This is a genomic window from Pseudomonas vlassakiae, assembly GCF_014269035.2.
Taxonomy (GTDB): Bacteria; Pseudomonadota; Gammaproteobacteria; order Pseudomonadales; family Pseudomonadaceae; genus Aquipseudomonas; species Aquipseudomonas vlassakiae.
This window is the reverse complement of the sequence record NZ_JABWRP020000020.1, coordinates 25,182-50,178: the sequence shown is the minus strand read 5'-3', so window position 1 is coordinate 50,178 and position 24,997 is coordinate 25,182. Positions and strand designations below refer to the sequence as shown.

25 protein-coding genes are annotated in these 24,997 nt (G+C 66.1%); 11 read left to right on the top strand and 14 right to left on the bottom strand.

Annotation, left to right across the window (positions count from 1 at the left end; translation table 11 throughout):
• Positions 1-114: 114 nt before the first annotated feature.
• Positions 115-1,347 (top strand): M20/M25/M40 family metallo-hydrolase, encoded by a 1,233-nt coding sequence (locus tag HU738_RS21950; RefSeq protein ID WP_176508894.1) that lies wholly within the window; start codon positions 115-117, stop codon positions 1,345-1,347.
• 61 nt (positions 1,348-1,408) lie between these two features.
• Here HU738_RS21950 and glcC read toward each other — a convergent pair whose 3' ends face one another.
• Complete coding sequence (gene glcC, locus HU738_RS21945) at positions 1,409-2,173, bottom strand: transcriptional regulator GlcC (RefSeq protein WP_186604012.1); 765 nt, start codon at positions 2,171-2,173, stop codon at positions 1,409-1,411.
• Between the two features lie 195 nt (positions 2,174-2,368).
• Between glcC and glcD the strand changes: the two genes are divergently transcribed.
• The 7 genes from glcD to pdxR all read left to right on the top strand — a co-directional run bounded on the left by glcD (position 2,369) and on the right by pdxR (position 10,798).
• The gene (gene glcD / locus HU738_RS21940; protein WP_054887082.1) at positions 2,369-3,868 is read left to right on the top strand and encodes a glycolate oxidase subunit GlcD; all 1,500 of its coding nucleotides are present in this window, start codon (positions 2,369-2,371) and stop codon (positions 3,866-3,868) included.
• The gene (gene glcE / locus HU738_RS21935) at positions 3,868-4,920 is read left to right on the top strand and encodes a glycolate oxidase subunit GlcE (protein ID WP_186604011.1); all 1,053 of its coding nucleotides are present in this window, start codon (positions 3,868-3,870) and stop codon (positions 4,918-4,920) included. Before glcD ends, glcE begins: the two co-directional genes overlap by 1 nt.
• Positions 4,921-4,930: 10 nt before the next feature.
• Entirely contained in the window at positions 4,931-6,166 is a 1,236-nt protein-coding gene (gene glcF, locus HU738_RS21930; protein WP_176508898.1) for a glycolate oxidase subunit GlcF, read from the top strand.
• Positions 6,159-6,557 (top strand): heme-binding protein, encoded by a 399-nt coding sequence (locus tag HU738_RS21925; protein WP_186604010.1) that lies wholly within the window; start codon positions 6,159-6,161, stop codon positions 6,555-6,557. The genes glcF and HU738_RS21925 overlap by 8 nt, the downstream gene beginning before the upstream one ends.
• A 92-nt stretch (positions 6,558-6,649) precedes the next feature.
• Positions 6,650-8,818: a malate synthase G gene (locus tag HU738_RS21920; RefSeq protein ID WP_186604009.1), complete on the top strand. Its 2,169-nt coding sequence runs from the start codon at positions 6,650-6,652 to the stop codon at positions 8,816-8,818.
• Positions 8,819-8,986: 168 nt separating this feature from the next.
• A complete protein-coding gene (locus HU738_RS21915; RefSeq protein WP_186604008.1) occupies positions 8,987-9,325 on the top strand; it encodes a hypothetical protein in 339 nt (112 codons plus the stop codon).
• Positions 9,326-9,364: 39 nt separating this feature from the next.
• Positions 9,365-10,798 carry a MocR-like pyridoxine biosynthesis transcription factor PdxR gene (pdxR, locus tag HU738_RS21910; protein ID WP_186604007.1) on the top strand — a complete coding sequence of 478 codons (1,434 nt, stop codon included), beginning with the start codon at positions 9,365-9,367 and terminating at the stop codon, positions 10,796-10,798.
• Here pdxR and HU738_RS21905 read toward each other — a convergent pair.
• The gene (locus tag HU738_RS21905; RefSeq protein WP_186604006.1) at positions 10,791-11,984 is read right to left on the bottom strand and encodes a CynX/NimT family MFS transporter; all 1,194 of its coding nucleotides are present in this window, start codon (positions 11,982-11,984) and stop codon (positions 10,791-10,793) included. The two genes, pdxR and HU738_RS21905, sit on opposite strands and share 8 nt — an antisense overlap.
• Before the next feature lie 200 nt (positions 11,985-12,184).
• Here HU738_RS21905 and HU738_RS21900 point away from each other — a divergent pair, with 200 nt between their 5' ends.
• Positions 12,185-12,622 carry a carboxymuconolactone decarboxylase family protein gene (locus HU738_RS21900; protein WP_186604005.1) on the top strand — a complete coding sequence of 146 codons (438 nt, stop codon included), beginning with the start codon at positions 12,185-12,187 and terminating at the stop codon, positions 12,620-12,622.
• A gap of 116 nt (positions 12,623-12,738) precedes the next feature.
• Here the strand turns inward: HU738_RS21900 and HU738_RS21895 are convergent, their stop codons facing one another.
• Both HU738_RS21895 and HU738_RS21890 read right to left on the bottom strand, forming a co-directional pair.
• Positions 12,739-13,464, bottom strand: a complete 726-nt coding sequence (locus HU738_RS21895) for a hypothetical protein (RefSeq protein ID WP_186604004.1) — start codon at positions 13,462-13,464, stop codon at positions 12,739-12,741.
• Positions 13,465-13,543: 79 nt separating this feature from the next.
• The gene (locus HU738_RS21890; RefSeq protein WP_176508906.1) at positions 13,544-14,287 is read right to left on the bottom strand and encodes a sulfite exporter TauE/SafE family protein; all 744 of its coding nucleotides are present in this window, start codon (positions 14,285-14,287) and stop codon (positions 13,544-13,546) included.
• A 131-nt stretch (positions 14,288-14,418) separates the two neighbouring features.
• On the opposite strand from HU738_RS21890, the gene HU738_RS21885 reads away from it, so the two are divergent.
• Complete coding sequence (locus tag HU738_RS21885) at positions 14,419-15,042, top strand: glutathione S-transferase family protein (protein WP_186604003.1); 624 nt, start codon at positions 14,419-14,421, stop codon at positions 15,040-15,042.
• Positions 15,043-15,065: 23 nt separating this feature from the next.
• On the opposite strand, the gene HU738_RS21880 is transcribed toward HU738_RS21885, so the two are convergent.
• The 5 genes from HU738_RS21880 to HU738_RS21860 form a co-directional block, all read right to left on the bottom strand.
• Complete coding sequence (locus HU738_RS21880) at positions 15,066-17,453, bottom strand: TonB-dependent receptor (RefSeq protein WP_186604002.1); 2,388 nt, start codon at positions 17,451-17,453, stop codon at positions 15,066-15,068.
• A 65-nt stretch (positions 17,454-17,518) separates the two neighbouring features.
• On the bottom strand, positions 17,519-18,463 hold the full coding sequence (locus HU738_RS21875) for a FecR domain-containing protein (RefSeq protein WP_186604001.1): 945 nt from the start codon (positions 18,461-18,463) through the stop codon (positions 17,519-17,521).
• Positions 18,463-18,972 carry a sigma-70 family RNA polymerase sigma factor gene (locus HU738_RS21870; RefSeq protein WP_186604000.1) on the bottom strand — a complete coding sequence of 170 codons (510 nt, stop codon included), beginning with the start codon at positions 18,970-18,972 and terminating at the stop codon, positions 18,463-18,465. The genes HU738_RS21875 and HU738_RS21870 overlap by 1 nt, the downstream gene beginning before the upstream one ends.
• 77 nt (positions 18,973-19,049) lie before the next feature.
• Positions 19,050-19,412 carry a DUF6508 domain-containing protein gene (locus HU738_RS21865; RefSeq protein WP_186603999.1) on the bottom strand — a complete coding sequence of 121 codons (363 nt, stop codon included), beginning with the start codon at positions 19,410-19,412 and terminating at the stop codon, positions 19,050-19,052.
• 65 nt (positions 19,413-19,477) lie between these two features.
• Positions 19,478-20,644: an MFS transporter gene (locus tag HU738_RS21860; protein WP_186603998.1), complete on the bottom strand. Its 1,167-nt coding sequence runs from the start codon at positions 20,642-20,644 to the stop codon at positions 19,478-19,480.
• Between the two features lie 94 nt (positions 20,645-20,738).
• On the opposite strand from HU738_RS21860, the gene HU738_RS21855 reads away from it, so the two are divergent.
• Positions 20,739-21,650: a LysR family transcriptional regulator gene (locus HU738_RS21855; RefSeq protein WP_054887096.1), complete on the top strand. Its 912-nt coding sequence runs from the start codon at positions 20,739-20,741 to the stop codon at positions 21,648-21,650.
• 30 nt (positions 21,651-21,680) lie between these two features.
• Here the strand turns inward: HU738_RS21855 and HU738_RS21850 are convergent, their stop codons facing one another.
• The 5 genes from HU738_RS21850 to HU738_RS21830 form a co-directional block, all read right to left on the bottom strand.
• Entirely contained in the window at positions 21,681-22,733 is a 1,053-nt protein-coding gene (locus HU738_RS21850; RefSeq protein ID WP_186603997.1) for a DUF1615 domain-containing protein, read from the bottom strand.
• A gap of 26 nt (positions 22,734-22,759) precedes the next feature.
• Positions 22,760-23,311 (bottom strand): hydrolase, encoded by a 552-nt coding sequence (locus HU738_RS21845; protein ID WP_176508914.1) that lies wholly within the window; start codon positions 23,309-23,311, stop codon positions 22,760-22,762.
• 57 nt (positions 23,312-23,368) lie between these two features.
• Positions 23,369-24,088, bottom strand: coding sequence for a thioesterase II family protein (locus tag HU738_RS21840; protein ID WP_186603996.1), 720 nt, complete (start codon positions 24,086-24,088; stop codon positions 23,369-23,371).
• Positions 24,085-24,306 (bottom strand): MbtH family protein, encoded by a 222-nt coding sequence (locus tag HU738_RS21835; RefSeq protein ID WP_054887100.1) that lies wholly within the window; start codon positions 24,304-24,306, stop codon positions 24,085-24,087. The genes HU738_RS21840 and HU738_RS21835 overlap by 4 nt, the downstream gene beginning before the upstream one ends.
• An 88-nt stretch (positions 24,307-24,394) precedes the next feature.
• Positions 24,395-24,796 (bottom strand): hypothetical protein, encoded by a 402-nt coding sequence (locus HU738_RS21830; protein WP_176508917.1) that lies wholly within the window; start codon positions 24,794-24,796, stop codon positions 24,395-24,397.
• Positions 24,797-24,997: the final 201 nt, after the last annotated feature.

Sequence of the window (24,997 nt, the reverse complement as noted above, 5' to 3'; positions counted from 1 at the left end):
CGCACAGACTCCACCGGCTCGAACAGCGGTGGAGTTGATGTGCGCACGGGTTTACCCGAGCGACATCGAGCTTAGTGGCCAGGCTCAAGGACTCACTACAACAAGGAAGCCCCCATGCCGTTGCCCAGCCCTCCCCACGCCATCGCCTTGGCGCTGCTGATCGCCTGTACCCAGGCCACTGCCGCTGAACCCAACCCCAAGGACCTGCTCAAGCAGGCCGAAAGCGAACAGCCGGCGTACCTGCAAACCCTCAAGAGCCTGGTCTCGGTAGACACCGGCACCGGTACCGAAGCGGGCCTGACGCAAGTCAGTGCCGAGCTGGTGAAGCGCCTCAAGGCCCTGGGCGCCGAGGTGCAGACTCACCCTGCCACGCCGTCGGTCGGCGACAATATCGTCGGTACCTTCAAAGGTAGTGGCAGCAAGGACTTCCTGCTGATGGTGCACTACGACACCGTGTTCGTCCCCGGCACCGCTGCCAAACGCCCGTTCCGGGTCGATGGCCCGCGCGCATACGGCCCGGGCGTCGCCGATGCCAAGGGGGGTGTGGCGATGATCCTGCACGCGCTGAAGTTGCTGAACGATCAGCAGTTCAAGGGCTACCGCACGCTCACCGTGCTGTTCAACCCGGACGAAGAAATGGGCTCTGCCGGGTCGAAGCAGATCATTGCCGAACTGGCCCGCAAGCATGACTATGTGTTCTCTTACGAGCCGCCGGACAAGGATGCAGTGACTGTCGCCACCAACGGCATCAACCGCCTCAAGCTTGAAGTCAAAGGCCGTGCATCACATGCAGGCTCTGCGCCCGAAGAGGGCCGCAACGCACTCACCGAACTGGCCCACCAGTTACTCCAGCTCAAGGACCTCGGCGATGCGAGCAAAGGCACCACGGTGAACTGGACGTTGGCCAAGGCCGGCGAAAAGGCCAATATCATTCCGGCCCTGGCCACCGCCGAAGCGGACATGCGCTATTCCGACCTGGGCGAAACTGACCGTGTGCAGGCAGACGCCCAGCGCATCGTGAAAAAGCAGCTGGTGGTCGATACCCAGGCCAGTGTCGTGGTCGAGAAGGGGCGACCGCCGCTGGCGCGTAACCCGGCTTCGACACAATTGGCCGAGACGGCACAGCAGTTATATGGGGAAGCGGGCTACAAGATCGAACCGATCGCCATGCGCTTCGGCACCGATGCCGGGTATGCCTACGTGCCCGGCAGCGAAAAGCCGGCGGTGCTGGAAACGCTGGGGGTGGTCGGGGCCGGGTTGCATGGGGACGATGAATACATCGAACTGGGCAGCATCGCACCGCGCCTTTACCTTACCGTGGCGATGATCAGGCATCTGTCAAAGTGATCGGCTAACCGTACCGGCCTGTTCGCGAGCACGCCCGCGGACAGGCCGGTACAGGCAAAACTCAGCCCCAACCATCCATGCGCATCGTCGCCCGGACCAGGCGCTGCTCCTCCTGCTCGATTTCACGCAAGCTGTCGCGAATCCCGTGGATATGTTCGCGCGCCGCCCGCTGCGCCTGCTCAGGCAATTGCTCCATCACCGCGTGATACAACCGCGCATGCTGGCGGTCGATCTGGCGCTTTTGCGCAGGCCGGCAATAGAGGTTGTTGACCGAGGCGAACACCGTGCTCAAGGTCAGGTCGCTCAATGACTGCAAGGTATGCACCAGCACCGGGTTGTGTGACGCCTCGCTGATCGCCCGATGGAAGGCATGGTCACGCCGGGCATGCTCGCGTGGGTCGAGCGCTTCGGCAGCCGCATGGGCATCGAGCATGTCTTCATAGCGCCTGCGGATCAGCAGGCGGTCGACATCGGTGGCGCGCAACGCCGCCAGGCGTGCCGATTCCGCCTCCAGCAAGGCGCGCACTTCCAGCAGGTCGAACAGTGTGCGCGGCTGTGAGCTGAACAGGTGCATCAACGGTGTGCCGCCCGCCTGCCCGGCCAGGTCGGCAACGAACGAGCCGCGCCCCTGCTCGGTATCGATGATGCCGCGCCCACGCAAGATGCGCAGGCCCTCACGCAACGCCGACCGCGAGCAACCGAGCTTTTCCACCAGCCGCCGTTCCGATGGCAAGGCCTGGCCAACCTTGAGCACACCTTCGACGATCAGCCGCTCCACCCGCTCGGCCACCTGGTCTGCGACCTTGGCCTTGCTTTCAATCCCCATAAGCACACTCCAACTGGTAGGACCACTGCCCTGCGCAGATCCCAATCTAGCCGGTCGAAGCCATGGATAACCAGTCTTCAACGGAAAAACTGGTAGGACCAGTGCCCTATGTCCTCGACCGCTCGCGGCCAAACGCGCAGGCTGCAAAGCGTCCGGTTTGCCCACAACAACAAAAATTGCCGCTGAGTGAGCCTCATGAACATCCTCTACGACGAACGTGTCGACGGCGCGCTGCCCGCCGTGGATCAGCCCGCGCTGCTACAGGCGTTGCGCGATGCCCTCCCCGACCTGGAAATCCTGCACCGCGCGGAAGACCTCAAGCCGTATGAATGCGACGGCCTCTCGGCCTACCGCACCGTGCCGCTGCTGGTGGTGCTGCCCGAACGCCTGGAACAGGTGCAGACCTTGCTCAGGCTCTGCCACCTGCGTGGCGTGCCGGTGGTGGCGCGCGGCGCCGGTACCGGCCTGTCGGGCGGTGCGCTGCCGCTGGCCAAGGGCATCCTGCTGGTGATGGCACGCTTCAACCGCATTCTCGAAGTCAACCCGCAAGGGCGCTTCGCCCGGGTACAGCCCGGTGTACGCAACCTGGCCATTTCCCAGGCGGCTGCGCCCCATGGCCTGTACTACGCCCCCGACCCCTCTTCGCAAATCGCCTGTTCGATCGGCGGCAACGTTGCCGAAAACGCCGGTGGCGTGCACTGCCTGAAATACGGCCTGACCGTGCACAACCTGCTCAAGGTCGAAATCCTCACCGTCGAGGGCGAACGCCTGACCTTGGGCAGCGACGCCCTCGACAGCCCGGGCTTCGACCTGCTGGCGCTGTTCACCGGGTCCGAGGGCATGCTCGGCATCGTCACCGAAGTGACCGTCAAACTCCTGCCCAAACCCCAGGTGGCGCGGGTTCTGCTGGCCAGCTTCGATAGCGTCGAGGACGCCGGCCGCGCCGTGGCCGAGATCATCGCCGCCGGCATCATCCCCGGTGGCCTGGAGATGATGGACAACCTGGCGATCCGCGCCGCCGAGGATTTCATCCACGCCGGCTACCCGGTGGACGCGGCCGCCATCCTCTTGTGCGAGCTGGATGGTGTCGAAGCCGACGTCCAGGATGACTGCGCGCGGGTGGCCGACGTGCTCAAGCAAGCCGGTGCCCGTGAAGTGCGCCTGGCCTGCGACGAAGCCGAGCGTGTGCGCTTCTGGGCCGGGCGCAAGAATGCCTTCCCGGCGGTGGGGCGGATTTCCCCGGACTACTACTGCATGGACGGCACCATCCCGCGCCGCGAACTGCCACGGGTGCTCAAGGGCATCAGTGAACTGAGCGAGGAATATGGCCTGCGCGTCGCCAACGTGTTCCATGCCGGCGATGGCAACATGCACCCGCTGATCCTGTTCGATGCCAACCTGCCTGGCGAACTGGAGCGCGCAGAGGCCATCGGTGGACGCATCCTCGAACTGTGCGTGGCGGTGGGCGGCAGCATCACCGGCGAGCACGGCGTGGGCCGCGAGAAGATCAACCAGATGTGCGCGCAGTTCAACAGCGACGAAATCACCCTGTTCCATGCCGTCAAGGCAGCATTCGACCCGCAAGGGCTGCTCAACCCGGGCAAGAACATCCCCACCCTGCACCGCTGCGCCGAGTTCGGCGCGCTGCACGTGCACCACGGGCAATTGCCCTTCCCCGAACTGGAGCGCTTCTGATGAGCATGGACCGCGACATGAGCCCGGACCTGCTCGAACAGGTCAACCAGGCCCTCAACCAGGGCACGCCGCTGCGCATCCAGGGTGGCAACAGCAAGGCCATGCTCGGCCGCCCGGTGGCCGGCGAAATCCTCGATACCCGCAACCACCGGGGCATCGTCAGCTACGACCCGACCGAGCTGGTGCTCACCGCCCGGGCTGGCACGCCGTTGCTGGAGATCGAGGCGGCGCTGCACGAGGCCGGGCAGATGCTGCCCTGCGAACCGCCGCACCTGGGCGCCGAGGCGACCCTGGGCGGCATGGTCGCGGCCGGGTTGTCCGGCCCGCGCCGGCCATGGGCCGGGTCGGTACGTGACTACGTACTCGGCACGCGGGTCATCACCGGGCACGGCAAGCTGCTGCGTTTTGGTGGCGAAGTGATGAAGAACGTTGCCGGCTATGACGTCTCGCGGCTGATGGCCGGCAGCTTTGGCTGCCTCGGGGTGTTGACCGAAGTGTCGCTGAAGGTACTGCCACGCCCACGCGAATGCCTCAGCCTGCGCCTGCCGATGGACCGCCACCAGGCTTTGGCCGAGCTGGCTGAATGGGGCCAGCAGCCGTTGCCGATCAGCGCCGCCTGCCACGATGGCGAAGCACTGCACCTGCGCCTGGAAGGGGGTGAAGGCTCGGTCCAGTCGGCCCGTCAGCGCCTGGGTGGCGAAGTGCTCGACAGCCGCTTCTGGAGCGACCTGCGCGAACAGCGCCTGGCCTTCTTCTGCGACCCGGCGCCGCTGTGGCGGCTGTCGGTCCCGACCGCCAGCGGCGAACTCGACTTGCCGGGGCAGCAGCTCATCGACTGGGGCGGCGCGCAACGCTGGCTGAAGTCAACGGCACCGGTACAGTTGATCCGCGAACAAGCGGCCAAGGCCGGCGGCCACGCCACCCTCTATGCCCCCGGCGACGACAGCAGCGCGCCGCTGTCAGCGGCGCTGATGCGCTACCACCACGCGCTCAAGCAGCAACTCGATCCCCAGGGCATCTTCAACCCTGGCCGCCTGTATCCGGACCTGTGAGGCTACGCCCATGCAAACCAACCTGAGCGAAAGCGCCAAGCGCCTGCCCCGCGGCGAGGAAGCCGAAAGCATTCTGCGCACCTGCGTGCACTGCGGTTTCTGCACGGCCACCTGCCCGACCTACCAGTTGCTCGGCGACGAACTGGACGGGCCACGGGGGCGTATCTACCTGATCAAGCAGGTGCTCGAAGGCGCGCCGGTCACCGCCAGCACGCAACTGCACCTGGACCGTTGCCTGACCTGCCGCAACTGCGAAACCACCTGCCCGTCGGGGGTGAAGTACCACGACCTGCTGGACATCGGCCGCGCCGTGGTCGAGCAGCAGGTACCGCGCCCGCTCGGCCAGCGCCTGCTGCGCCAGGGCCTGCGCGCCGTGGTGCCACGCCCGGCGCTGTTCAAGGCCCTGACGCGTACTGGCCAAGCCTTGCGGCCGTTGCTCCCGGCCGAGCTGAAGAGCAAGCTGCCGGCCCAGGTGACGCCCCCCGGCGAACGGCCCGTGCCCCGCCATGCGCGGCGCATCCTGCTGCTCGAAGGTTGCGTGCAGGCCGCCTTGTCGCCCAACACCAACGCCGCCACCGCGCGCCTGCTGGACCGCCTGGGGATCAGCGTGGAGCCGGCGGCTGAAGCCGGCTGCTGCGGTGCGGTGGACTACCACCTCAATGCCCAGGAGCAAGGCCTGGAGCGCGCCCGGCGCAACATCGATGCCTGGTGGCCGGCCATCGAGGCCGGCGCCGAAGCCATCGTGCAGACCGCCAGTGGCTGCGGTGCCTTCGTGCGTGACTATGGTCACCTGCTGGCACACGACCCGCGTTACGCCACCAAAGCTGCACGGGTCAGTGCCCTGTCGCGGGACCTGGTCGAAGTGCTGCGCGACGAACCGGTCGAACAACTCGGCCTGTGCGCCGACCAGCGCCTGGCCTTCCATTGCCCTTGCACCCTGCAACATGCACTCAAGCTCGGCGGCCAGGTCGAAAGCCTGCTGACACGCCTGGGCTTCACCCTTACCGCAGTGCCGGACGGCCACCTGTGCTGCGGCTCGGCCGGCACCTATTCGCTGACCCAACCGGCGCTGTCGCGGCAATTGCGCGACAACCGCCTGAACGCGCTGGAAAGCGGCAAACCACAGGTCATCGCCACCGCCAACATCGGCTGCCAGACCCACCTCGACGGGGCCGGACGCACGCCGGTGCGGCACTGGATCGAAATCGTCGAAGCAGCCTTGAGCCAGGAGAACAGCCATGCATAGCAAGCCCGTGATCGGCCAGGCGGAGGTGAGCCGCCTGCTCGCCGCCGCCCGCCAGCAAGCCCAGGCGCAACAGTGGAAGGTGACCATCGCGGTGGTCGACGACGGCGGCCACCCGCTGGCCCTGGAGCGTATGGACGGCTGCGCCCCGTCCAGCGCCTACATCGCCATGGAAAAAGCCCGCACTGCCGCTCTGGGGCGCAAGGAAACCCGCGACTTCGAGCAAATGGTCAATGGCGGGCGTACCGCCTTTGTCACCGCGCCACTGCTGACCAGCCTGGAAGGCGGCGTGCCTGTGCTGGTGGACGGCCAGGTGGTGGGCGCCGTCGGCGTGTCCGGGGTCAGGCCCGAGCAAGACGCCGAAGTAGCCAAGGCGGGCGTGGCAGCCCTGTGAAAACTGCCCAGTACCTGTAGGAGCGGCTTCAGCCGCGAGAGGCCGGCACAAGCGGCACATTTTCTGAAACCTGAACCCCAAGCGAGAAGACAATGACCCATCCCCTCAAGGTCGCCCCGACCCTGCAGCGCTTCATCGAGGATGAAGTGCTGCCTGGCACCGGCATCGACGCCGCCAGCTTCTGGCAAGGCTTCAGCACCCTGGTCCACGACCTCGCCCCACGCAACCGCGAGCTGCTCGCCGAACGCGAGCGCCTGCAGTACGAACTGGACAGCTGGCACCGCCAGCACCCGGGCCCGATTCGTGACATGGCTGCCTACCAGGCGTTCCTGCGCCGCATCGGCTACCTAGTCGACCCCTCGCAACCGGTGCGGATCAGCACCACCCAGGTCGACCGTGAAATCGCCGAGCAGGCCGGCCCGCAACTGGTAGTGCCGCTGAGCAATGCCCGCTACGCGCTGAACGCCGCCAACGCCCGTTGGGGCTCGCTGTATGACGCCCTGTACGGTACCGACGCCATCCCCGACAGGGACGGCGCCGGGCGCAGCCAGGGCTACAACCCGGTGCGCGGCGCCAAGGTCATTGCTTTCGGCCGGGAATTTCTCGACCGCTCGGCACCGCTCGCAGGTGCTTCCCACACAGACGCCCAGGCCTATGCGGTCGATCAGGGCAAGCTGTCGGTGACCTTGCGCGATGGCCGCCAGGTCGGTCTCGCGGAGCCTGCGCAATTGCGCGGCTATCAAGGCGAACCCGGCCAACCAACGGCCATCCTGCTGCAACACCATCGCCTGCATGTCGAAATCCAGGTCGACCCAACCAGCACCATCGGCAAAGCCGACCCCGCCGGAGTCAAGGACATCCTCATCGAAGCGGCGTTGACCACCATCATCGACTGCGAAGACTCGGTGGCGGCAGTGGATGCCGAGGACAAGGTGAATGTCTACCGCAACTGGCTGGGGCTGATGAAGGGCGACCTCAGCGAGCAGGTCAGCAAGGGTGACAAGACCTTCACCCGAATGCTGGCCAAGGACCGCGACTACCAGGGTGCGGATGGCCAGCCACTGACCCTGCCCGGCCGCTCGCTGCTGTTCATCCGTAACGTCGGCCACCTGATGACCAACCCGGCGATCCACGACCGCGATGGCCGGGAGATCCCCGAGGGCATCCTTGACGCCGTGGTCACCAGCCTGATCGGCCTGCACGACCTCAAGCGTCGCGGCAACTCCCGCGAAGGCAGCCTGTACATCGTCAAGCCGAAGATGCATGGCCCCGCCGAAGTGGCCTTCGCCGACCAACTGTTCGGCCGTGTCGAGGACCTGCTGGGCCTGCCCCGGCACACCTTGAAGATGGGCATCATGGACGAAGAGCGGCGCACCAGCGTCAACCTCGCGGCCTGCATCGCCAGCGCGGCAGCGCGGGTGGTGTTCATCAACACCGGGTTCCTCGACCGCACCGGCGACGAGATGCACAGCGCGATGGAAGCCGGCTCCATGCTGCGCAAGGGCGACATGAAAGGCAGCGCCTGGATCCAGGCCTACGAACGCAGCAACGTGCTGGTGGGCCTGGCCTGCGGCCTGCGCGGCAAGGCGCAGATCGGCAAGGGCATGTGGGCCATGCCTGACCTGATGGCGGCCATGCTCGAGCAGAAGATCGCCCAGCCCCGCGCCGGCGCCAACACCGCCTGGGTGCCCTCACCGACTGCCGCGACCTTGCATGCGCTGCATTATCACCAGGTGGACGTGCCGGCTGTACAGGCGCAACTGGAAAGCGTCGACCTGAGCGCCGAGCGCGAACAGCTGCTGCATGACCTGCTGAGCATCCCGGTCAGCCCGGACCGGCCCTGGAATGCCGAGGATATCCAGGCCGAGCTGGACAACAACTGCCAGGGCATCCTGGGTTATGTCGTGCGCTGGGTGGAGCAAGGCATCGGTTGCTCGAAGGTGCCGGACATCCACGACGTGGGGTTGATGGAAGACCGTGCCACCTTGCGCATCTCGGCCCAGCACATCGCCAACTGGCTGCATCATGGGGTGGTCGGCAGTAATCAGGTCGAGACGACCTTGCAGCGCATGGCCAAGGTGGTGGACCAGCAAAATGCCGGGGATCCGGCGTACCGGCCGATGGCCGGGAATTTCGCGGGCTCGCATGCGTACCGTGCCGCGCAGGAGCTGGTGTTCAAGGGGCGTGAGCAACCTGGCGGGTATACCGAGCCGTTGCTGCATGGGTGGCGCTTGAAGTTCAAGCAGGAGGTTGAGCAGTAACAACCTTCATGGAAATGCCCACCCGCTGCGTAGTGCAGGCTGCGGGTCGGCATTTTCACCTTCCGGGTATTCACAGAAAATTCCCACAGCGCATTCCGAAGTGCCTTACTTGCCGCCCTTGGGTGGGTCAAAAGATGATCGACGGCTTCGCCCCACAGGACCCTGCGCATGCACCCAGATCCCCGCACCCAGGCCGAACTGCGCAGTGCCCTGCGCGAGCTGCTGGCCCACGACATCAACAACCCGGACGACGACCCGCACCTGTCAGGCGTGCTGTTCTTTTGCGCAACCGACGAGTACACCCGGCAACTGGTCGAGCGCATCGAACTGCTGGCCAGCGAGATCTTCTTCGATCCCTGCGGGCGAGCCCTCCACCACCGGATGCGCGCCATCGGCGTCAAGGGCGTGCGCATCAAGCAGAAACGCAAGGCTTCGGCGGATGAAACGGTGATATGCATCGACCTCAACGACAAGGGCTACATCACGGTGAGCACCGCAAGGTTCTGATCCGCTATCCTCAGCACTCTCGTGCTTGGGACAGCGATCATGGAACTGCATATCCGCCTGGACGGCCGCAAAGGCCTGGCCGACCAGCTCTACCAGCAACTGCGCGCCGGCATCGACAGCGGCCACCTGGCCGCCGGCACGCAACTGCCGCCGACCCGACTGCTGGCCGAGCAACTGGGCGTGTCACGCAAGACCGTGGCCGAGGCCTATTCGCGGTTGACCTACGACAACCTGCTCAGCGGCGTGGTCGGCCGCGGCACCTTCATTACCCCGCGCCAACCAATACGCCCCCATGAACCCTCCACCGTGCCCCTGGCCGCTGCCGCCGCCCTGGAGCGCTGGCAGCAACGCGCCACGGTACTTGCCAGGCGCACCCAGGAAGCCCCGTCGCGCTATGACTTCATCGGCGGTGCCTCGAACAAGGCGCAGTTCCCCTTCGACCAGTGGCGCAGCTGCCTGAACTACGCGCTGCGCCGCAGCCAGCGACACCCCGAACGGCAGTTTGCCGCCCAGGGCTTGCCCGAACTGCGCGAGGCCATTGCCCACCATATCGCCTACGCCCGTGGCGTGCATTGCAGTGGGGCAGATGTAATGGTGTGCAATGGCGCCCAACAGGCCCTGGACCTGATCGCCCGGGTACTGGTCGAGCCCGGCTGCCAGGTGGCCATGGAAGACCCCGGCTACCCGCCCGCACGCCAGCTGTTCCTGGCCCTGGGGGCAAAGCTGCAATCCGTGCCGGTGGACGATGAGGGACTGTGCGTTGCTCACATCGCCGAGGGCACTCGGCTGATCTACGTGACGCCTTCGCACCAGTTTCCGCTCGGCATGCCGATGAGCGGGGCCCGCCGTCATGCCTTGCTGGTGCGGGCCGCCGAGCTAGGCGCGTTGATCATCGAGGACGACTACGACTGCGAATTCCGCTACCAGGGCCAGGCCGCCGATGCGCTGCAGCGCCTCGACCGGCAAGGGCTGGTGGCGTATGTCGGGACCTTTTCCAAGACCTTGCTGCCGGAGCTGCGCCTGGGTTACGCGGTGCTGCCCCCGGCAGTGCTCAGCGCCGCCTGCGTGGCCAAGCACCTGAGCGACTGGCACAGCCCGACCTTGCTGCAGTGGGCCCTGGCCCGTTTCATTGGCGAGGGCCACCTGAACAAGCATATCCGCCGCTGCCATGACATCTACAGCGGCCGCCGCGAACGCATCCTGGCGCGGCTGGACGGCGACCTGGCGCCCTGGTTCAGCGCCGTGCCCGCCAATGCAGGGTTCCACCTGAGCGCGCTGGCGCGGCCTGGGGTGGATGTCGAGCTGCTGACCAACCTCGCCCGCAAGGTGGAGGTGGGCCTGTACTCGCTGGCGCCGTTCTTCAGCGAAGCGCCCGTGCGCCAAGGGTTGCTGCTGGGCTTCGGCGCCATCGAGCTGCTGGACATCGACCCGGCACTGGACCGGGTCCGCGATACCCTGCAACGTCTCAGTTGAGCGCCGCCTCGCCAGCCTGCCGCGGCCGGGCGATGGCCGCGGCATAGCCGCGCGGGGCGAAACAGGCGGTCACCAGCAGCATCGCCAGCACGGTGACGGTCAGCAGCGTCCACGATGCCTGGAAATCACCGCTGACATCCCGCAACCAACCGGTGATGTACGGGATGATGCCGGTGATGATGAAGCCGACGCCCTGCACGAAGGCCGCCAGGCTGCCGGCTTCAGCGGGCGTCTTGAGGTGCTCCAGGGTCAAGGTCAGGCTCAGGCTGAAGCAAGCGCCCAAGCCAAAGCCGATCAGCGCTACCCACAGGCCCATGGCCAGCGCCGGTGCCAGCAGCAAGCCAAGGAAGCCCGCCAGCTGGATCGACAGTGCCAGCCACAAGCCCGGGCGTCGGTCAGCAACGCCGCGTAGCAACAGCGGCAGGCCCAGGGCACCGCACACCTGGAAAATGGTCATCAGGCCGACCAGGCCGCCACCGCCCTGCGCCGTGCCACCGTGCTCCAGGTGGTAGGCCGGTAGCCAGGCGACCATGCTGGTATAGCCGCCATTGATCAGGCCGAAGTACAGCGCCAGCAGCCAGGCCCGCCGCGTGCCGAACCAGTGCCCGCCAGCGGCGCCGGCCAGCTTCGGTGCGTGTGCCCGGGGCCGCAGCACGGCCCAGGCCAGCACCGCCAGCAGCGCCGGGATCGCCCACAAGCCCAGCCCGGCCTGCCAGTGGCCGAAGTGCCCGCTGACAGGCGGGCCGAGCACCGCAGCCAGGCCGCCGCCACACATCAGCGCCGCCGAGTACAGGCCCATGGTCCCGGCCAGGCGGCCGGGGAACCAGCGATTGACCAAGCCCGGCATCATGCCCTGCACCAGCGCCACGCCCAACCCGGCCAGTACCGCGCTGGCGATCAGCGCCCAGGCGCTGTCCAGTTGCAGCCGCCACAGGCAGGCCAGGGCAATGGCGCCAAGGCCGGCGAGCATGCCGCCATGTTCGCTGACCCAGCGCCGCAGCCAGGGCTGCAACAACGGCACCAGGCCCATGCACAGTACCGGCAACGCCGTCAGCAATGCCGCCTGTTGGTAGCCCAGCCCGGTGCTGGCGCGCATCGGCTCGAGCAACGGGCCAATACTGGTCAGGATCGGTCTCAGGTTCAGTGCCAGCAGGATTACCAGCACCAGGTTCAACGCCCCTCTCATCACGTATCGAAACTCCCAAGCAAGACCCAGCCATTATCCTGTCCAGGCAGTCAGGGAAGAAATGAAGAGATTGGATACAGGTCAGTGGCCACCTTAATGGCCCGATTGGCCTCCCGGCAAAGCGCGCGATTGGCTATCGGGCCAATCACCGCCCGGCGCTAAGGTAGCGCCATGTCCACAACCCCTCCCTGGAGCACGCCATGCACAACCGTATCGAATGGGCCAAACACGCGCCGGAAGCCTACAAGGCCATGGTCGGCCTGGAACAGGCCCTGGCCAAGAGTGGCCTGGAAAACTCACTGCTGGAGCTGGTGCGCCTGCGGGCTTCGCAGATCAACGGCTGCGCCTACTGCGTGAACATGCATGCCAATGACGCGCGCAAGGCCGGCGAGACCGAGGCGCGCTTGCAGACCCTGTGCGCCTGGCAGGAAACGAACTATTTCACCCCGCGTGAACGTGCCGCGCTGGCCTGGGTGGAATGCCTGACCCGTCTGCCCGAGCGTGGCGCCCCGCAAGCGGAATACGAAGCGCTGCAGCAGCACTTCGAGCCGACCGAGCTGGCCAACCTGACCTTGGCCATCGCCACCATCAACGCCTGGAACCGCTTTGGCGTGGGCTTTGCCATGGTTCCGGCGTGATCGGTGGATGATCCGGATCGAAGAATTTTGGCGCCTGTGAGACCGAGCGCCGTATGCGCCTGGAATTTGCAGTGGCGCTCGATCTCACAGGCATTACAAGAGCAAAGACGGTCCCTTCAAACCACATTCCGCCGCCGGGCCAGGCAGGCGTACCCCATCCCCAGCACGCTGAGCATCAATGCCGCGAGCAACCCCACCAACTCGCGGCTGTAGCGTGCCACCAGCGCCGGGAACCCAGTGAATGCTCGGTAGACCCGCACATTGGCCTCGCCACCCGCAAAACTGACACCGATGCCACCCTGGCGAATCTGTGCGTAGTCGGCGTCGAAATATACCCAGACCCGGCACTCGCTGCCCTTCTTGATGGCCGGTATCTCTACCTGCGCCGTCGCCGCCTCGTACAGGGTGTCGTTACCCGCCCCATCGCGTACCTGCACCAGGCCCTTGGCCGGCAGCCGGATCTTCACCTCACGCACATCACTGTCGCCACGGGTGTGCAGGTCGATGAGCAAGCCAGTACGGTGGTCGACCAACCCGGCTTCGAAGGGTTTGGCGAACAGCTGCGCATAAGGCGCCTGGGCCAGTTCGATCAGCTTGTCGACCTGATACGGGTTCAACGCGCCGTCGCTGATGGTGTTGATGCGCGGCTGCAACTCCTCGTACTTGAGCTGCGCGTTGGCCCTGCTGATGCGCTCGCTGAACTGGCTGGGATAGGTCAGGTAAGCGTAGGTCAAGGTCGCCTCGAGCCGTGACTGGGGCTTGAGCAGCATATAAGCCACCAGGATGACCATCAGGCCAAGCAGCATGGCGACCAGGCGTTTGCCGACTTTGTCCCAACTCAACGGTGCGGTTCCTTCTGTTACGGCACGGAAGATCGAAGCGGCGCAAAGGGTGCCAAGTTCAGTGCCAACAGGCAAGCACTCAACGGCTCAACAACTGCGGCAGCGATGCCATGAGCATGGCCACTCCCGAGGCGGTCAACAACCCCAGCACCACCCGGCGAAACGCCAGTTCGCTGATCCCCAGGTACACCCGCGTGCCCAGCAGCGCCGGCAGCGCCATGGCCAGCAGCACCACAGCGAACGCGGGCAGCATGTCGCGGGTCACCACGCCGGTGCCCAGGTAGGTGAGCATGGTCACCAGCAGCATCGACAGGTTGAAGTTCTGGATCACCGCACGCTGGGTATCACGCTCGAAGCCGCGCAAGGTACACCACAGTGTAGGCACTGTGCCGGTAAAGCCACCGATTCCGCCGAGCGCCCCGCCCACCAGGCCCACCGCACCATCGGCCAGGCGGTTGCCCGGCAGCCGTGGCAGGCGCGGCGCCAGCAGCATCAGCGGGCACCACAGCACCAGCAAGGTGCCGAACACCGCCTTGAACCAGAGCATGTCCAGGTACGGCAATACCCACACCCCTAGCGGGATGCCGGCCAGGCCGCCAAGCACGAACGGCCACAACAGCGCCCAGCTGAAACCGCGTCGCACGCTGAACACGGCAATCAGCTGGCCGGTGAGGCTGCCGAACACGGTCAGCGACGCCGCCAGCCGTGGTTCCAGGCCCCAGGCCCAGAACGACATCGCGACCATGCCGAAGGCAAAGCCGGAAAGGCCCTGGACGAAACCGGCGACGATGGCACCGAGGGCGATGAGGTAGAAGGCATCCATGGGCGATTCAAGCCTGACGTGATCGGCGTTCCACCTTGCCAGAGCCGCAGGTGAATGTCTGCTTCAGATCCCGCTTGACCCAAACAATGCGGTCGTTGACGATCAGCACTCCCCCCATCAAGGACGAAGCTATGTTACGGATACTGGGCAGGGCCTCATCGATCAACGTGCGCAAGGTGCTGTGGGCCTGTGCCGAATTCAGCATCCCCTTCACCCGCGAAGACTGGGGCAACGGCTTCCGGCCCACCGATGCGCCCGAATTCCTCACGCTCAACCCCAACGCCATGGTCCCGGTGATCCAGGACGGCGATTTCACGCTGTGGGAATCCAACAGCATCATCCGCTACCTGGCCAACCGCTATGGCGATGCGGCCTGCTACCCAAGCGAAGCACAGGCACGGGCGCGCATCGACCAGTGGATCGACTGGCAGGCCTCGGACCTGAACCGGGCGTGGAGCTACCCGTTCATGTCGCGGGTGCGCCACTCGCCTGCGCATCAGGATACCCAGGCGCTGGCGGCCGGTTGCGCAGAGTGGGCGCGCTACATGGGCATCCTCGATCGGCAACTGGCTGCGACCGGCGCGTTCGTCGCTGGCGAGCACTTCACCCTGGCCGACATCCCCATCGGCCTGTCGGTGCAGCGCTGGTTCGCCACACCGATCGATCATCCCCAACTGCCCGCCGTGAGTGACTATTACGAACGCCTGAGCCAGCGGCCTGGCTACCTTGCCCATGGGCGCAACGGCCTGCCTTGAGCAGGCGACTGCTGCCCACGCGTTCAGAAACCGAGGGTGGCAGAGAGCAGGTAGGTGCGCGGCGTGGAGAGCGTCAGCCCCGGCTCACTGTCATCCGACGCTCCCGCCGAAGCCCAGTAACGCTCATCCATCACGTTCTCGACACTGGCGCGCAAGGTGACCTTGGTGGCGTCGACCTTGAAGGCATAGCGCGCGCCCAGGTCGAAGCGCTCCCAGCCGTCGATCTGCTTGCTGTTGTTCTGGTCCAGGTACTGCGAGCTGGAATGAATGCCCCGCGCCGTCAGCGTCAACCCGTTCGCCCCAGGCACGTCCCATTCCGCGCCGAGGTTGACGTTGTACGCCGGCGTGGCCGGGGCACGGTTGCCGTCGAACGCGCCGTTCACGGTACCGGTCAGTTCGCTGTCGATGTACATCACCCCGCCCAGTACCCGCACGCCGTCGAGCGGTTCACCGAACACGCTGAGCTCGATACCGCGGTTATCGCGTGTGCCGTTGCGGCCGAACACGCGTGATGTGGCGTTGGTCTCGTAGGCCGGCTGGCGAATGCGGAAGGCGCTGGCAGTCAAGGCGACCCGGCCCAGGTCATACTTGGCGCCGACCTCGACCTGGCGGCTGATGAATGGCGGGAAGATCTGGTCTTCGTTGACCGAAGTCGACGGGGCGATCTTGCCCTGGCTCAGGCCCTCCATGTAGTTGGCGTAAAGCGACAGCTGGTCGGTGACCTTGAGCAGCACGCCGCCCGAAGGCGAGACTTTTTCTTCGTCGTAGGCCGTGTCGCCCTTCACGCCATCGCTCCAGTCGTCCACCTGCACCCGCTGCCAGCGGGCACCCAGGGTCAGTAACAGGCGCTCGTCGAAGAAGCCGAGGGTGTCGGCCAGGGCAACGCCAGAGAAACGGTTTTCGGTGTACGCCTCAGGGTCGATGCGCGTGGGCGTGCCCGGGGTGGGGGTGGCGACCGGGTTGTACAGGTTGCTCGGTGCCGAGGCATAGCGCGCGCCGCCGTTGGTGAAATCCATGTAGAAGTAGCTGGCAGCCAGGTTGACTTCATGACTGACCGGGCCAGTGTGGAACCAGCTGCGCAACCCGGCCATGGCCGTGCGCACCGACTCGTCGCGGGTGAAATCGCGCGGCTGCACAGTGAAGTCACCGGCATCGTTGACGATGGACACGTTGTGGCGGAGAAAGTCATGGTTGCTCTTGCGTGCGCCGACCGCAGCATAGGCCATGAGAGAATCACTGAGATCGTACTCGGCATTCAGCGCGCCGAAGGTGTCGTGGGTGCGCGCCTTGCTCCAGGCCTGGGCATAGTTATGGTGCACGTCGCTGGCATCCGGCACCTTGGCGTTGGCGCCGACCAGCACGCGCTCCTGCGGCGCGTCGGTGTCGCGCTCGGTGTGGCCCAGGTCGGCCGACAGGCGCAGGCGCTCGCCAAGAAAGTCCAGGCCCAGCACCGCCATTTCGCGGTCGACGCTCTGGTGCTCCCACTCGGTATCGCCGGCCTGCTTCACGCCGTTGAAACGCACGCCGAACTGCTCGCCTTCACCGAAGCGGCGGCCGACGTCCACCGCGCCGCCGGCCTGGCTGCCGGAGGCGTAGCTGCCGGTGAACTCGGTGAGCGGCTGGTCACCAGCGCGCTTGGGCACCACGTTGATGGCGCCACCCACGCTGCCCCGCGGTGAGATGCCATTGATCAGCTGGCTCGGGCCCTTGAGGATGTCGACGCGGTCGGCCATTTCCATGTCGATCGAATAGGTCGGCAGGATGCCATACAGGCCGTTGTAGGACACATCGCTGTTGAACAGGCTGAAGCCGCGAATGGTGAACTGCTCGAAACGCCCGCCTGCCGGGTTGGTGGCGCGCACCGACGGGTCGCTGGCCACCAGGTCGCCAAGGGTCCGGGCCTGCTGGTTTTTTACCAGTGCGTGGGTGTAGGTGGTCATGCTGAACGGCGTGTCCATGAAGTCACGCGCACCGAGCAGGCCCTGCGAGCCCTTGCGCGCCACTTGGCCGCCGGCATACGGCTGGGCATCGCCGGGCGAGGCCTGGCCGCCGACAATGGTGGTCGGGGCGATCTCCAGGGCAGCAGCACCTTGCGGGGCCGGCACCAGGGTGAAGGCGCCCTCGCCTGCCGGCTGCAATTGCAGGCCGCTGCCGCGCAGCAGTTGGACAAAGCCTTCGTCGACACTGTAGCTGCCAGCCAGCCCGTCGCTCTGGCGGCCACTGACCAGCGCCGGGTCCACCGACAGGCTGACACCGGCCTGGTCGGCGAAGCGGGTCAGCGCCGCGCCCAGGCTGCCGGCAGGCACCTGGTAGCTGCGGCGGGCTTGCTCGTCGGCCCAGGCAGGCACGTTCAGCAACAGGCTCATGGCGAACCCCAGCGGGATGAGGCGGTATGGCGTAACAGCTGGCATTGAAACAGGCTCCCTTTGCGTTCTCTTATCGGTAATGACCGACGAGGGAAAAAAAGGGGACAGCCTCAGGCACGATTTTCTCGGGGGACCAGCGTCACCCAGTAACGGGTGCGCGCATGCACCTCCAGCGGCAGGCTGGCGGCGAGCAGCGCCAGCACTCGGTCGGTGTCGTCGAGGCGAAAGGTGCCGGTGACCCGCAGCCGTTCAAGCTCCACTGCCCAACGCAGCAGGCCCGGACGGTACCTGCGCAGCTCGTGCAGCAGGTCGCCCAGCGGGCGGTCTTCCAGGCGCAGCACGCCGTCGCGCCAGCCCAACAGCAGATCATCCACGGCCATGACCGGGCCTGGCCCGCTGGCACGCAAGCTGGCCTGCTGGCCGGCCTGCAGCACCACGGCACCGCCGCGCAGCGGCTGCAGAGTCGCGAAGCCATTTACCACCGACACCCGGCAAGCCTGATCGAAAAGCCGCACGCAGACCTCGCCTCCCCTGACCTGGACCTGGCCAAACGGCACCTGCACTACCAGTTCGACCGCATCGGGGACCGCGACCGCCACCTCGCCCCGCAGCAGTTTCACGCGCCGGGCCGCGAGGTCGACATCGACGGCGCTGTCAGTGTTCAGCTGCAAGGTCGTTCCGTCGTTCAATACCCGCTGCCTGCGTTCGCCGACCGCGGTATGCAGGTCGGCGGTCCAGGCATCCAGGGGCAACTGCCGGCTCAGCAGCCAGGCCGTCGGTACCAGCGCGGCAACGCCTAGAGCCTGCTTGAGCAAGGCACGGCGGCCAGCGTCCGGCCGATCGAGCGTTGCCATGGCCAACTCGCCAGGCAGTTGCGAGAAGCGCTGGCGCAGCAGCTGCGCCTTCTGCCAGGCGTTCTCGTGCTGGCTGTCGCTGGCCCGCCATTGCGCCAGGCGCTGGAGGTCGCGCTGGCTGGCCTGGCCGGACTCCAGCAGCGCCAGCCAGCGGGCGGCAGCACGCACCACTTCGCGGGCGTTGGTGGCAGGCGCGGCCATTACAGTTCTGCCAGCAGGCAATGCTCGTAGGCCTGCGCCATGTAGCGTTTTACCGTGCGTTCAGAGACATCGAGGCGTTCGGCGATTGCGCGGTAGCCCAGGCCTTCCACCTGGTTCCAGAGGAAGGCCTTGCGCACCGGGGCCTTGAGGCCGTCGAGCAGCTCATCCAGTGCATGCAAGGTTTCCAGCAGGATCCAGCGGTGCTCCGGCGACGGCAGGCTCTGCTCGGGCAGTTGCGCCAAGGCGTCGAGGTAGGCCTGTTCCAGGCTGCGGCGTTGGTGGAAGTTGCTTAGCAGGCGCTTGCCCACCGTCAGCAGGTAAGCACGCGGCTGGCGAATGTCCGCCAGCGGCTGGGCGCTGGTGAGCACCCGCAGGAAGGTGTCCTGGCTGAGGTCGGCGGCATCCCAGGCGTTGCCCAGGCGCCGCCGCAGCCAGGCTTCCAGCCAGCCGCGGTGGTCGCGGTAGAGGGCAGGCAGGCTGGGCTCCGGAGGCGGAGCGAGATCGGTCATGGGTCGGCTCTGGCAAGGCTTGAATGCGACCGATTCTAATTTGCACCAGCGTATCAAGCCAAGCTATTTATGTGCCCTCAGGCAAACGCGGCCAAACGCGAGAGGATGCGCTGCACGTGGCCCCGTTCGATCATGGCCGCCCAATGGCCGTCACAGAAACGTTCACCGCGCACGCAGTAGGTCAGCAGGCTCTGCAGTTGGGGCAAGGTGGCTTGGGCGATGGTGTCGGGGGCACTGAGCAGGTGGTCGGCGGCGGGCCGGTAATTGACGTCGGTCCAGCAGTCCCTGCCGGCCTCCTTGTAAAAGGCACTGACCACTGCTTCATAGTCGGGCCAACGGCTGCCTTCCTTGAGGGTGTAGGTCTTGATCGCTACGCCATTGGGGTAGAGCCGGGACTGGTAGGACAGCAAAGCTTCGACGTCGGCTTGGGTGGGATGCATGGTGATTTCCTTATCGGCACCTGGCAAGTCTACACAAACGGGGCTGCTTTGCAGCCCACCGTCCGTTACGCCGCCTGCTGCACCGGCACTACCGGCCGCGTCCGCCAGGCGATGGTCAGCAGCAGCCCCAGCAGCGCCATCCCTGCCCCGGCATACGACACCGCCGGATAGCCCAACCCTGCGTTGATCACCGCGCCCCCCAGCGCCGCACCTATCGCGTTGCCCAGGTTGAACGCGCCAATGTTCACCGCCGAAGCCAGGTTGGGCGCGTCCTTGGCGGCATCCATCACGCGCATCTGCAGCGGCGGCACCAGGGCGAAACTGGCAATGCCCCAGACCAGGATTGCCAGCGCCGTCGGCAGCGACCAGCCAAGCATCGCCGGGAACACCAGCAGCACGGCAATCAACACCAGCAACGACACGATCAAGGTGCGCTCGACCGAGCGATCCGCGGCCTTGCCGCCCCACACGTTGCCCAGGGTCAGGCCAATGCCGAACAGCACCAGCATGGCGGTGATGAAGGTCGTGGAAGCCTGCGCCTGGCTGTGCAGGATCGGTGCAATGTAGGTGAACACGGTGAACATCGCGCTGGAGCCGACCACGGTCAGGGCCAGCGCCGCCAGCACCGGCCCACGCCCCAGCACACGGATTTCGGCCATCACACCCGCGCTCTTGGGCAGCGGCACACTGGGCAGTGCAAACCACAGCGAAGCCATCGCCACCAGGCCCAGGCCGGCAATGCCCCAGAACGCCGTGCGCCAGCCGAGCAACTCACCGAACCAGGTGGCCAGCGGCACACCGCCGATGGTGGCAAGGGTGAGGCCCATGAACATGGCGGCCACCGCCCCTGCCCGCTTCTCGGGCGGCACCACGCTGGCCGCCACCACCGAGCCGACGCCAAAGAAGGCGCCGTGGTTGAGCGAGGTCACCACCCGTGCAATGAGCAGGCTCTGGTAATCGGTGGCCAGGGCCGACAGCAGGTTGCCCAGGGTAAAGATGGCCATCAGGCCGATCAGCAGGTAGCGCCGCGGCACTCTGCCGGTGGCCAGGGTCATCAACGGGGCACCGATCAGCACGCCTAACGCGTAGGCACTGACCAGCAGGCCTGCCGCCGGGATCGACACGCCGAGGTCGCTGGCAATGCCGGGCAGCATGCCCATGGGGGCGAACTCGGTGACACCGATGCCGAAGGCACCGATGGCGAGCGCCACGAGAGGGGGATTGATACGCATACAAGGCTCCTTATCTATGACGGGAATGCTACGATCAGACTTTTGAATGCACTAGACCGGTTTTGAGCTAACCACCTTTGCGCTGGAGGCACAGATGGACTTCAACGGGCGATCCGGGGAGATGGAGGTTTTTGCCAAGGTGGTGGATGCGGGTAGCCTGTCTGCCGCGGCCCGCGAGCTGGGCCTGACACCCTCGGCGGTGAGCCGCATCATCGCCCGCGCCGAGCAGCGCCTGGGTACCCGCCTGCTGCTGCGCACCACCCGGGCCATCACCCTCACCACCGAGGGCGAGGCTTACCTGCGCGGGGCGCGGCGCATCCTGGCCGACCTGCTGGAAGTCGAAGAGGCGATCACCGATCAGGGCGTGCCGCGCGGGCGCTTGCGGGTCAGCGCCGCGCTGGGGCACGGGCGGCAGACGGTAGTGCCGTTGCTGACGGCGTTCAGCGCGTTGTATCCGCAGGTGCTGGTGGACCTGACGCTGAGCGATGAAATCGCCGATATCCATGGCGGTCAGGCCGACGTGGCGCTGCGCTTCGGCCAGCTGCCAGACAGCTCGCTCAGTGCACGCTGCATCGGTCATACAGGCCAGGTGGTGGTCGCTTCGCCCGACTACCTGTCACGCTGTGGCGCGCCGCAGGTGCCGGAGGACCTGGCGCAGCACAACTGCCTGCGCTTCAACTTCCGGCGTGCTGCACCGGATTGGCCGTTTCGCCGGGCGGGGGAGGATTTTTCACTGAAGGTGACGGGGAATATCGAGTGCAGCAGTGGCGAGGCGTTGGCGCAACTGGCCAGGCTGGGGGCGGGCATTGCCCGGATCGGGACCTTTACCGTAGCCGATGAGCTGAAAAACGGTCAACTGGTGGCGCTACTGGAAGACTACAACCCAGGCGACCGCGAACCGCTGCATGCGGTGTTCGTCGGCGGGCCGGCGATGCCGGCACGGGTGCGGGTGTTCGTGGATTTTCTGGTGGAGCATCACCAAGGCTGGCCGTTGCTGTCGGCCTGAACAGGCTGCGTGCCGGGCCTTGGCCATGCGCTATCGATTCATGCACCGCTCATAACGCTCGTCCACCCGCCCGGCAAACCAGGCGGTCGTCAGTTTACGGGTGATCTTCGGGCTCTTCAGCTCGATCCCCGGCAGCACGGCCCGCGGCAGCGGCTTGCCTGACGCCGCATCGGCCAGGGCAAACACCCCGCTGTACAGCTTGCTGTCCTCGAACGCCAGGCTGTCACCGAGCTCCAGCTGGTTGCGGATCTGCGTGTTGCGCAGCCCCAGCTTGACCCCGAGCTTGCGCGCCGCCTGCTCAGTGCTGCCGGGCATGATCGACCCGGGGGCGACCAGGTCGCCATCCAGCGCCAGGGCTGCCCCCGTGACCTTGCTCAAGGCAGCCTGGAACGCGGCATTGCGGCTGGCGTACCACCCTGCGTTGAAATCGGCGAAGCGGTACAGCTGGCGCTCGTAATGCACCGGATAGCCGAGCAGATGGGCAATACCGAAGTACATGCCGCCACGGCGGCTGAAGACTTCCTGGCGAATGGTGCCGTCATAGGTGTAGGGATAATCCTTGGCGTGCTTCTCGGCGAAATCGATGCTGACCTGCATCGGCCCGCCGGTATGCACGGGGTTCAAGCCGTCCAGCAAGGTCTTGCCCAACGGCAAGCGAGCGATGAACTCGTCGTACAGCGCGCTCAGCTGCTTCTCGCTGCGCACTGCCAGCAGGCGCTGCTGATAGCTCTGGCCATTGCCTGAAGGCGTCTTCAGTGCAGCATCGACCAGCAGCTTGGGAATATGCAGGCGCGCCGCCCGGCGGTCGATTTCCGCACGGGCGATGCGCCCGAGGCCGGGCACCTGCGGGTCAGCATTGAAGGTCGACTCCTGCTCGGTCACCGCCAGCACCGCGCACAGGTTGCGCTTGCTCGGCGCAATGCGCTGGGCCTCGAACGCCACCTGGATATCCCTGGCCCAGCCTTCGCGGTCCTTGGCCTGGGCCGGCAGCAGGCGCATCAGCTGGGCACGCACCTTGGCCGGGTCGGCCTCCGGCTCTTCCTCGCGCCGCCCGGCGCACCCCTGCAACAGCGCCAGGGCCATCAGCCCGGCCGCCAACAGACGGCCGTTCAGGGCTGTTCACCGACCAGGTAGGTCTTGCTGATGTGGCGGAACTGCGGGTGGCTGGCGCTGCCCATGAGCTCGAACAGCACCATCTCCCCGGTCACCACCTGCGCCCCGGCCTGGCGCATGCGCGCAAGGCCTGCGGCCTTGTTGGCCGGGGTACGGCTGTCGCAGGCATCCTCGACCACCAGCACCTGCTTGCCCAGCGCCAGCAGGCCAAGCACGGTCTGCAGCACGCAGACGTGGGTTTCCATGCCGCAGACGATCACCTGCTCACGGGCCATCAGGCCGGCCGGCAAGCATTGGGCGGCCACGCAGGAGAAATGGGTCTTTTCCACCACCTCTGCCGCCGGGGCCACCGCGATCAGTTCCGACAAGGTATGACCCAGGCCTTTGGGGTACTGCTCGGACATCACGATCGGCAGTTCCAGGTCATGGCAGGCCGAGAGCAACCAGCGCGCTCGGGCGCGAGTGCCTCGAGGGTCGCTCATGGCGCCGATGAGCTTTTCCTGGATGTCGACCACCAGCAACGTGGCCTTGTGATGTTCGATCAGCATTGTCCGCCTCTTGCCTGGAAAAAGGCCTAGCCTCCCCCAGGCAGGCGGCGCCGTCAATCAGGCAGAAAGCCGATACGCCTCAAGGGCCTGAGTCAACGCGGCGAGCACCCGGTCCTCGTGCTCGTGGATGAAGAAGTGGCCGCCGGGGAACATCTGCAGCGAAAAGGCACCGAGGGTTTCCCTGCGCCAGGCCTGCAGTTGCTCTGCGCTGGCCCGGTCCGCTTCGCCACCGAGCACGTGCAGCGGGCACTGCAAGGCAGGCCGCTGACGGTAGAGATATCGACCGCAGAGCAGGAAATCGGCGCGCAGGGTGGGCAAGGTCAGGCTCATCAGCTCGGCATTGGCCAGCACCTCCTCCGGCGTGCCATTGAGTTCGCGCAGTTCGGACTTGAGCTGGTCATCGGTCTTGGGCTCGCGCCAGTTGCGCCCATCGTAATCCTCGCGCCGGGTGGGCGCCGCCGTGCCGCAAGCGAACAGCGCCAGCGGAGCTGGGCAGCCCAGTGCGCGCAGTTCGTGGGCCAGTTCGAAGGCCAGCAGTGCGCCAAGGCTATGGCCGAGCAACGCATAAGGTGCGTTGACGGCCAGGCGTTGCTCACTGGCCAACTGCCGGGCCAGCGCCTGCATGTCGGTCTGCAGCGGCTCGCCCATGCGCGCCCCCCGCCCAGGCAGTTCGACCGGGCGCACCTGCAGCCAGGCCGGCAGCTTGCGCCGCCAGCGGCTGTAGACCATGGCACTGGCCCCGGAATACGGCAGGCACAGCAGGTTGAGCGGGGTCACTGGGCAGCAGCTGCGGCCATCTGCTGGCGCAGGCTCAAGGGCCGCATGTCGGTCCAGACTTCATCGATGTAGGCCAGGCAATCCTTCTTCAGGCCGCTCTTGCCCACGGCGCGCCAGCCTTCGGGAATGGCCTTGTAGTCCGGCCAGATGGAGTATTGCTCTTCGTGGTTGACCACTACCTGGAACTGGATATCGTCGCGGTCGAATACGGAAGTCATTGCCTGTCTCCTTGAGTGATGAATACCGCTGCACACCTGGCGCAGGGAGGTTCTCAGGTAGACGTAGGGCGCTTCGGAAAAATTAGCCTCAGGCGTCTCTGAGCAAGTCATGCGCGTCGAGCAGGCGGAACGCCACCTGCGGGTTGCGCTCCAGGCCCCGGCGGATCGCGGCCGGGATCGACTGGCGGGTCTTGCGGCACAGGCCGGGCTGCTCGTCGAGTTCGATGACGATGCCGCGCATGGTGCGCACTTCGTTGAAGCCGGGGCTGATGTGCACGCGGATGCCAAGGTTTTCGTACAGCCGCTGCTGCAGGCGCTGCAGGTCTTCCAGGTCCTTGAGGTTTTCCAGGCGTTCGAGCAGGCGCTTTTCTTCCTGGCGGGTGAGCAGGAGGATGCGCTGGGCCGCTGACGGATGCTCGGCCAAGTGTTCGCGGCCGCAGTCACAGGCGCCAGGGGGGCACGGTTGGCGAAGTGGAAGTGGGGTGCTCATGGAGCAAGCATAGCCTCACCGGGCAGCGGGAAGTAAACGCCCGGCAGCAACTTTCCTGACAGGATAAAAAATTTCACAAACCGCTGGACCGCACCCCCTCGCTTCGCCTATAAATCGCCCAAGGGAAATTTATATTCCCATGAAGAAACAATCCTTCGCTCGCCGCGAAGCGCCTTTTGCCCTTGTGCCGACCTGCCCCAC

Bases quoted from the DNA above. Each gene is read 5' to 3' on its own strand.
- HU738_RS21950 (WP_176508894.1), top strand. From the start codon at position 115: ATGCCGTTGCCCAGCCCTCCCCACGCCATCGCCTTGGCGCTGCTGATC.
- glcC (WP_186604012.1), bottom strand. From the start codon at position 2,173: ATGGGGATTGAAAGCAAGGCCAAGGTCGCAGACCAGGTGGCCGAGCGG.
- glcD (WP_054887082.1), top strand. From the start codon at position 2,369: ATGAACATCCTCTACGACGAACGTGTCGACGGCGCGCTGCCCGCCGTG.
- glcE (WP_186604011.1), top strand. From the start codon at position 3,868: ATGAGCATGGACCGCGACATGAGCCCGGACCTGCTCGAACAGGTCAAC.
- glcF (WP_176508898.1), top strand. From the start codon at position 4,931: ATGCAAACCAACCTGAGCGAAAGCGCCAAGCGCCTGCCCCGCGGCGAG.
- HU738_RS21925 (WP_186604010.1), top strand. From the start codon at position 6,159: ATGCATAGCAAGCCCGTGATCGGCCAGGCGGAGGTGAGCCGCCTGCTC.
- HU738_RS21920 (WP_186604009.1), top strand. From the start codon at position 6,650: ATGACCCATCCCCTCAAGGTCGCCCCGACCCTGCAGCGCTTCATCGAG.
- HU738_RS21915 (WP_186604008.1), top strand. From the start codon at position 8,987: ATGCACCCAGATCCCCGCACCCAGGCCGAACTGCGCAGTGCCCTGCGC.
- pdxR (WP_186604007.1), top strand. From the start codon at position 9,365: ATGGAACTGCATATCCGCCTGGACGGCCGCAAAGGCCTGGCCGACCAG.
- HU738_RS21905 (WP_186604006.1), bottom strand. From the start codon at position 11,984: ATGAGAGGGGCGTTGAACCTGGTGCTGGTAATCCTGCTGGCACTGAAC.
- HU738_RS21900 (WP_186604005.1), top strand. From the start codon at position 12,185: ATGCACAACCGTATCGAATGGGCCAAACACGCGCCGGAAGCCTACAAG.
- HU738_RS21890 (WP_176508906.1), bottom strand. From the start codon at position 14,287: ATGGATGCCTTCTACCTCATCGCCCTCGGTGCCATCGTCGCCGGTTTC.
- HU738_RS21885 (WP_186604003.1), top strand. From the start codon at position 14,419: ATGTTACGGATACTGGGCAGGGCCTCATCGATCAACGTGCGCAAGGTG.
- HU738_RS21880 (WP_186604002.1), bottom strand. From the start codon at position 17,453: ATGCCAGCTGTTACGCCATACCGCCTCATCCCGCTGGGGTTCGCCATG.
- HU738_RS21875 (WP_186604001.1), bottom strand. From the start codon at position 18,463: ATGGCCGCGCCTGCCACCAACGCCCGCGAAGTGGTGCGTGCTGCCGCC.
- HU738_RS21870 (WP_186604000.1), bottom strand. From the start codon at position 18,972: ATGACCGATCTCGCTCCGCCTCCGGAGCCCAGCCTGCCTGCCCTCTAC.
- HU738_RS21865 (WP_186603999.1), bottom strand. From the start codon at position 19,412: ATGCATCCCACCCAAGCCGACGTCGAAGCTTTGCTGTCCTACCAGTCC.
- HU738_RS21860 (WP_186603998.1), bottom strand. From the start codon at position 20,644: ATGCGTATCAATCCCCCTCTCGTGGCGCTCGCCATCGGTGCCTTCGGC.
- HU738_RS21855 (WP_054887096.1), top strand. From the start codon at position 20,739: ATGGACTTCAACGGGCGATCCGGGGAGATGGAGGTTTTTGCCAAGGTG.
- HU738_RS21850 (WP_186603997.1), bottom strand. From the start codon at position 22,733: ATGGCCCTGGCGCTGTTGCAGGGGTGCGCCGGGCGGCGCGAGGAAGAG.
- HU738_RS21845 (WP_176508914.1), bottom strand. From the start codon at position 23,311: ATGCTGATCGAACATCACAAGGCCACGTTGCTGGTGGTCGACATCCAG.
- HU738_RS21835 (WP_054887100.1), bottom strand. From the start codon at position 24,306: ATGACTTCCGTATTCGACCGCGACGATATCCAGTTCCAGGTAGTGGTC.
- HU738_RS21830 (WP_176508917.1), bottom strand. From the start codon at position 24,796: ATGAGCACCCCACTTCCACTTCGCCAACCGTGCCCCCCTGGCGCCTGT.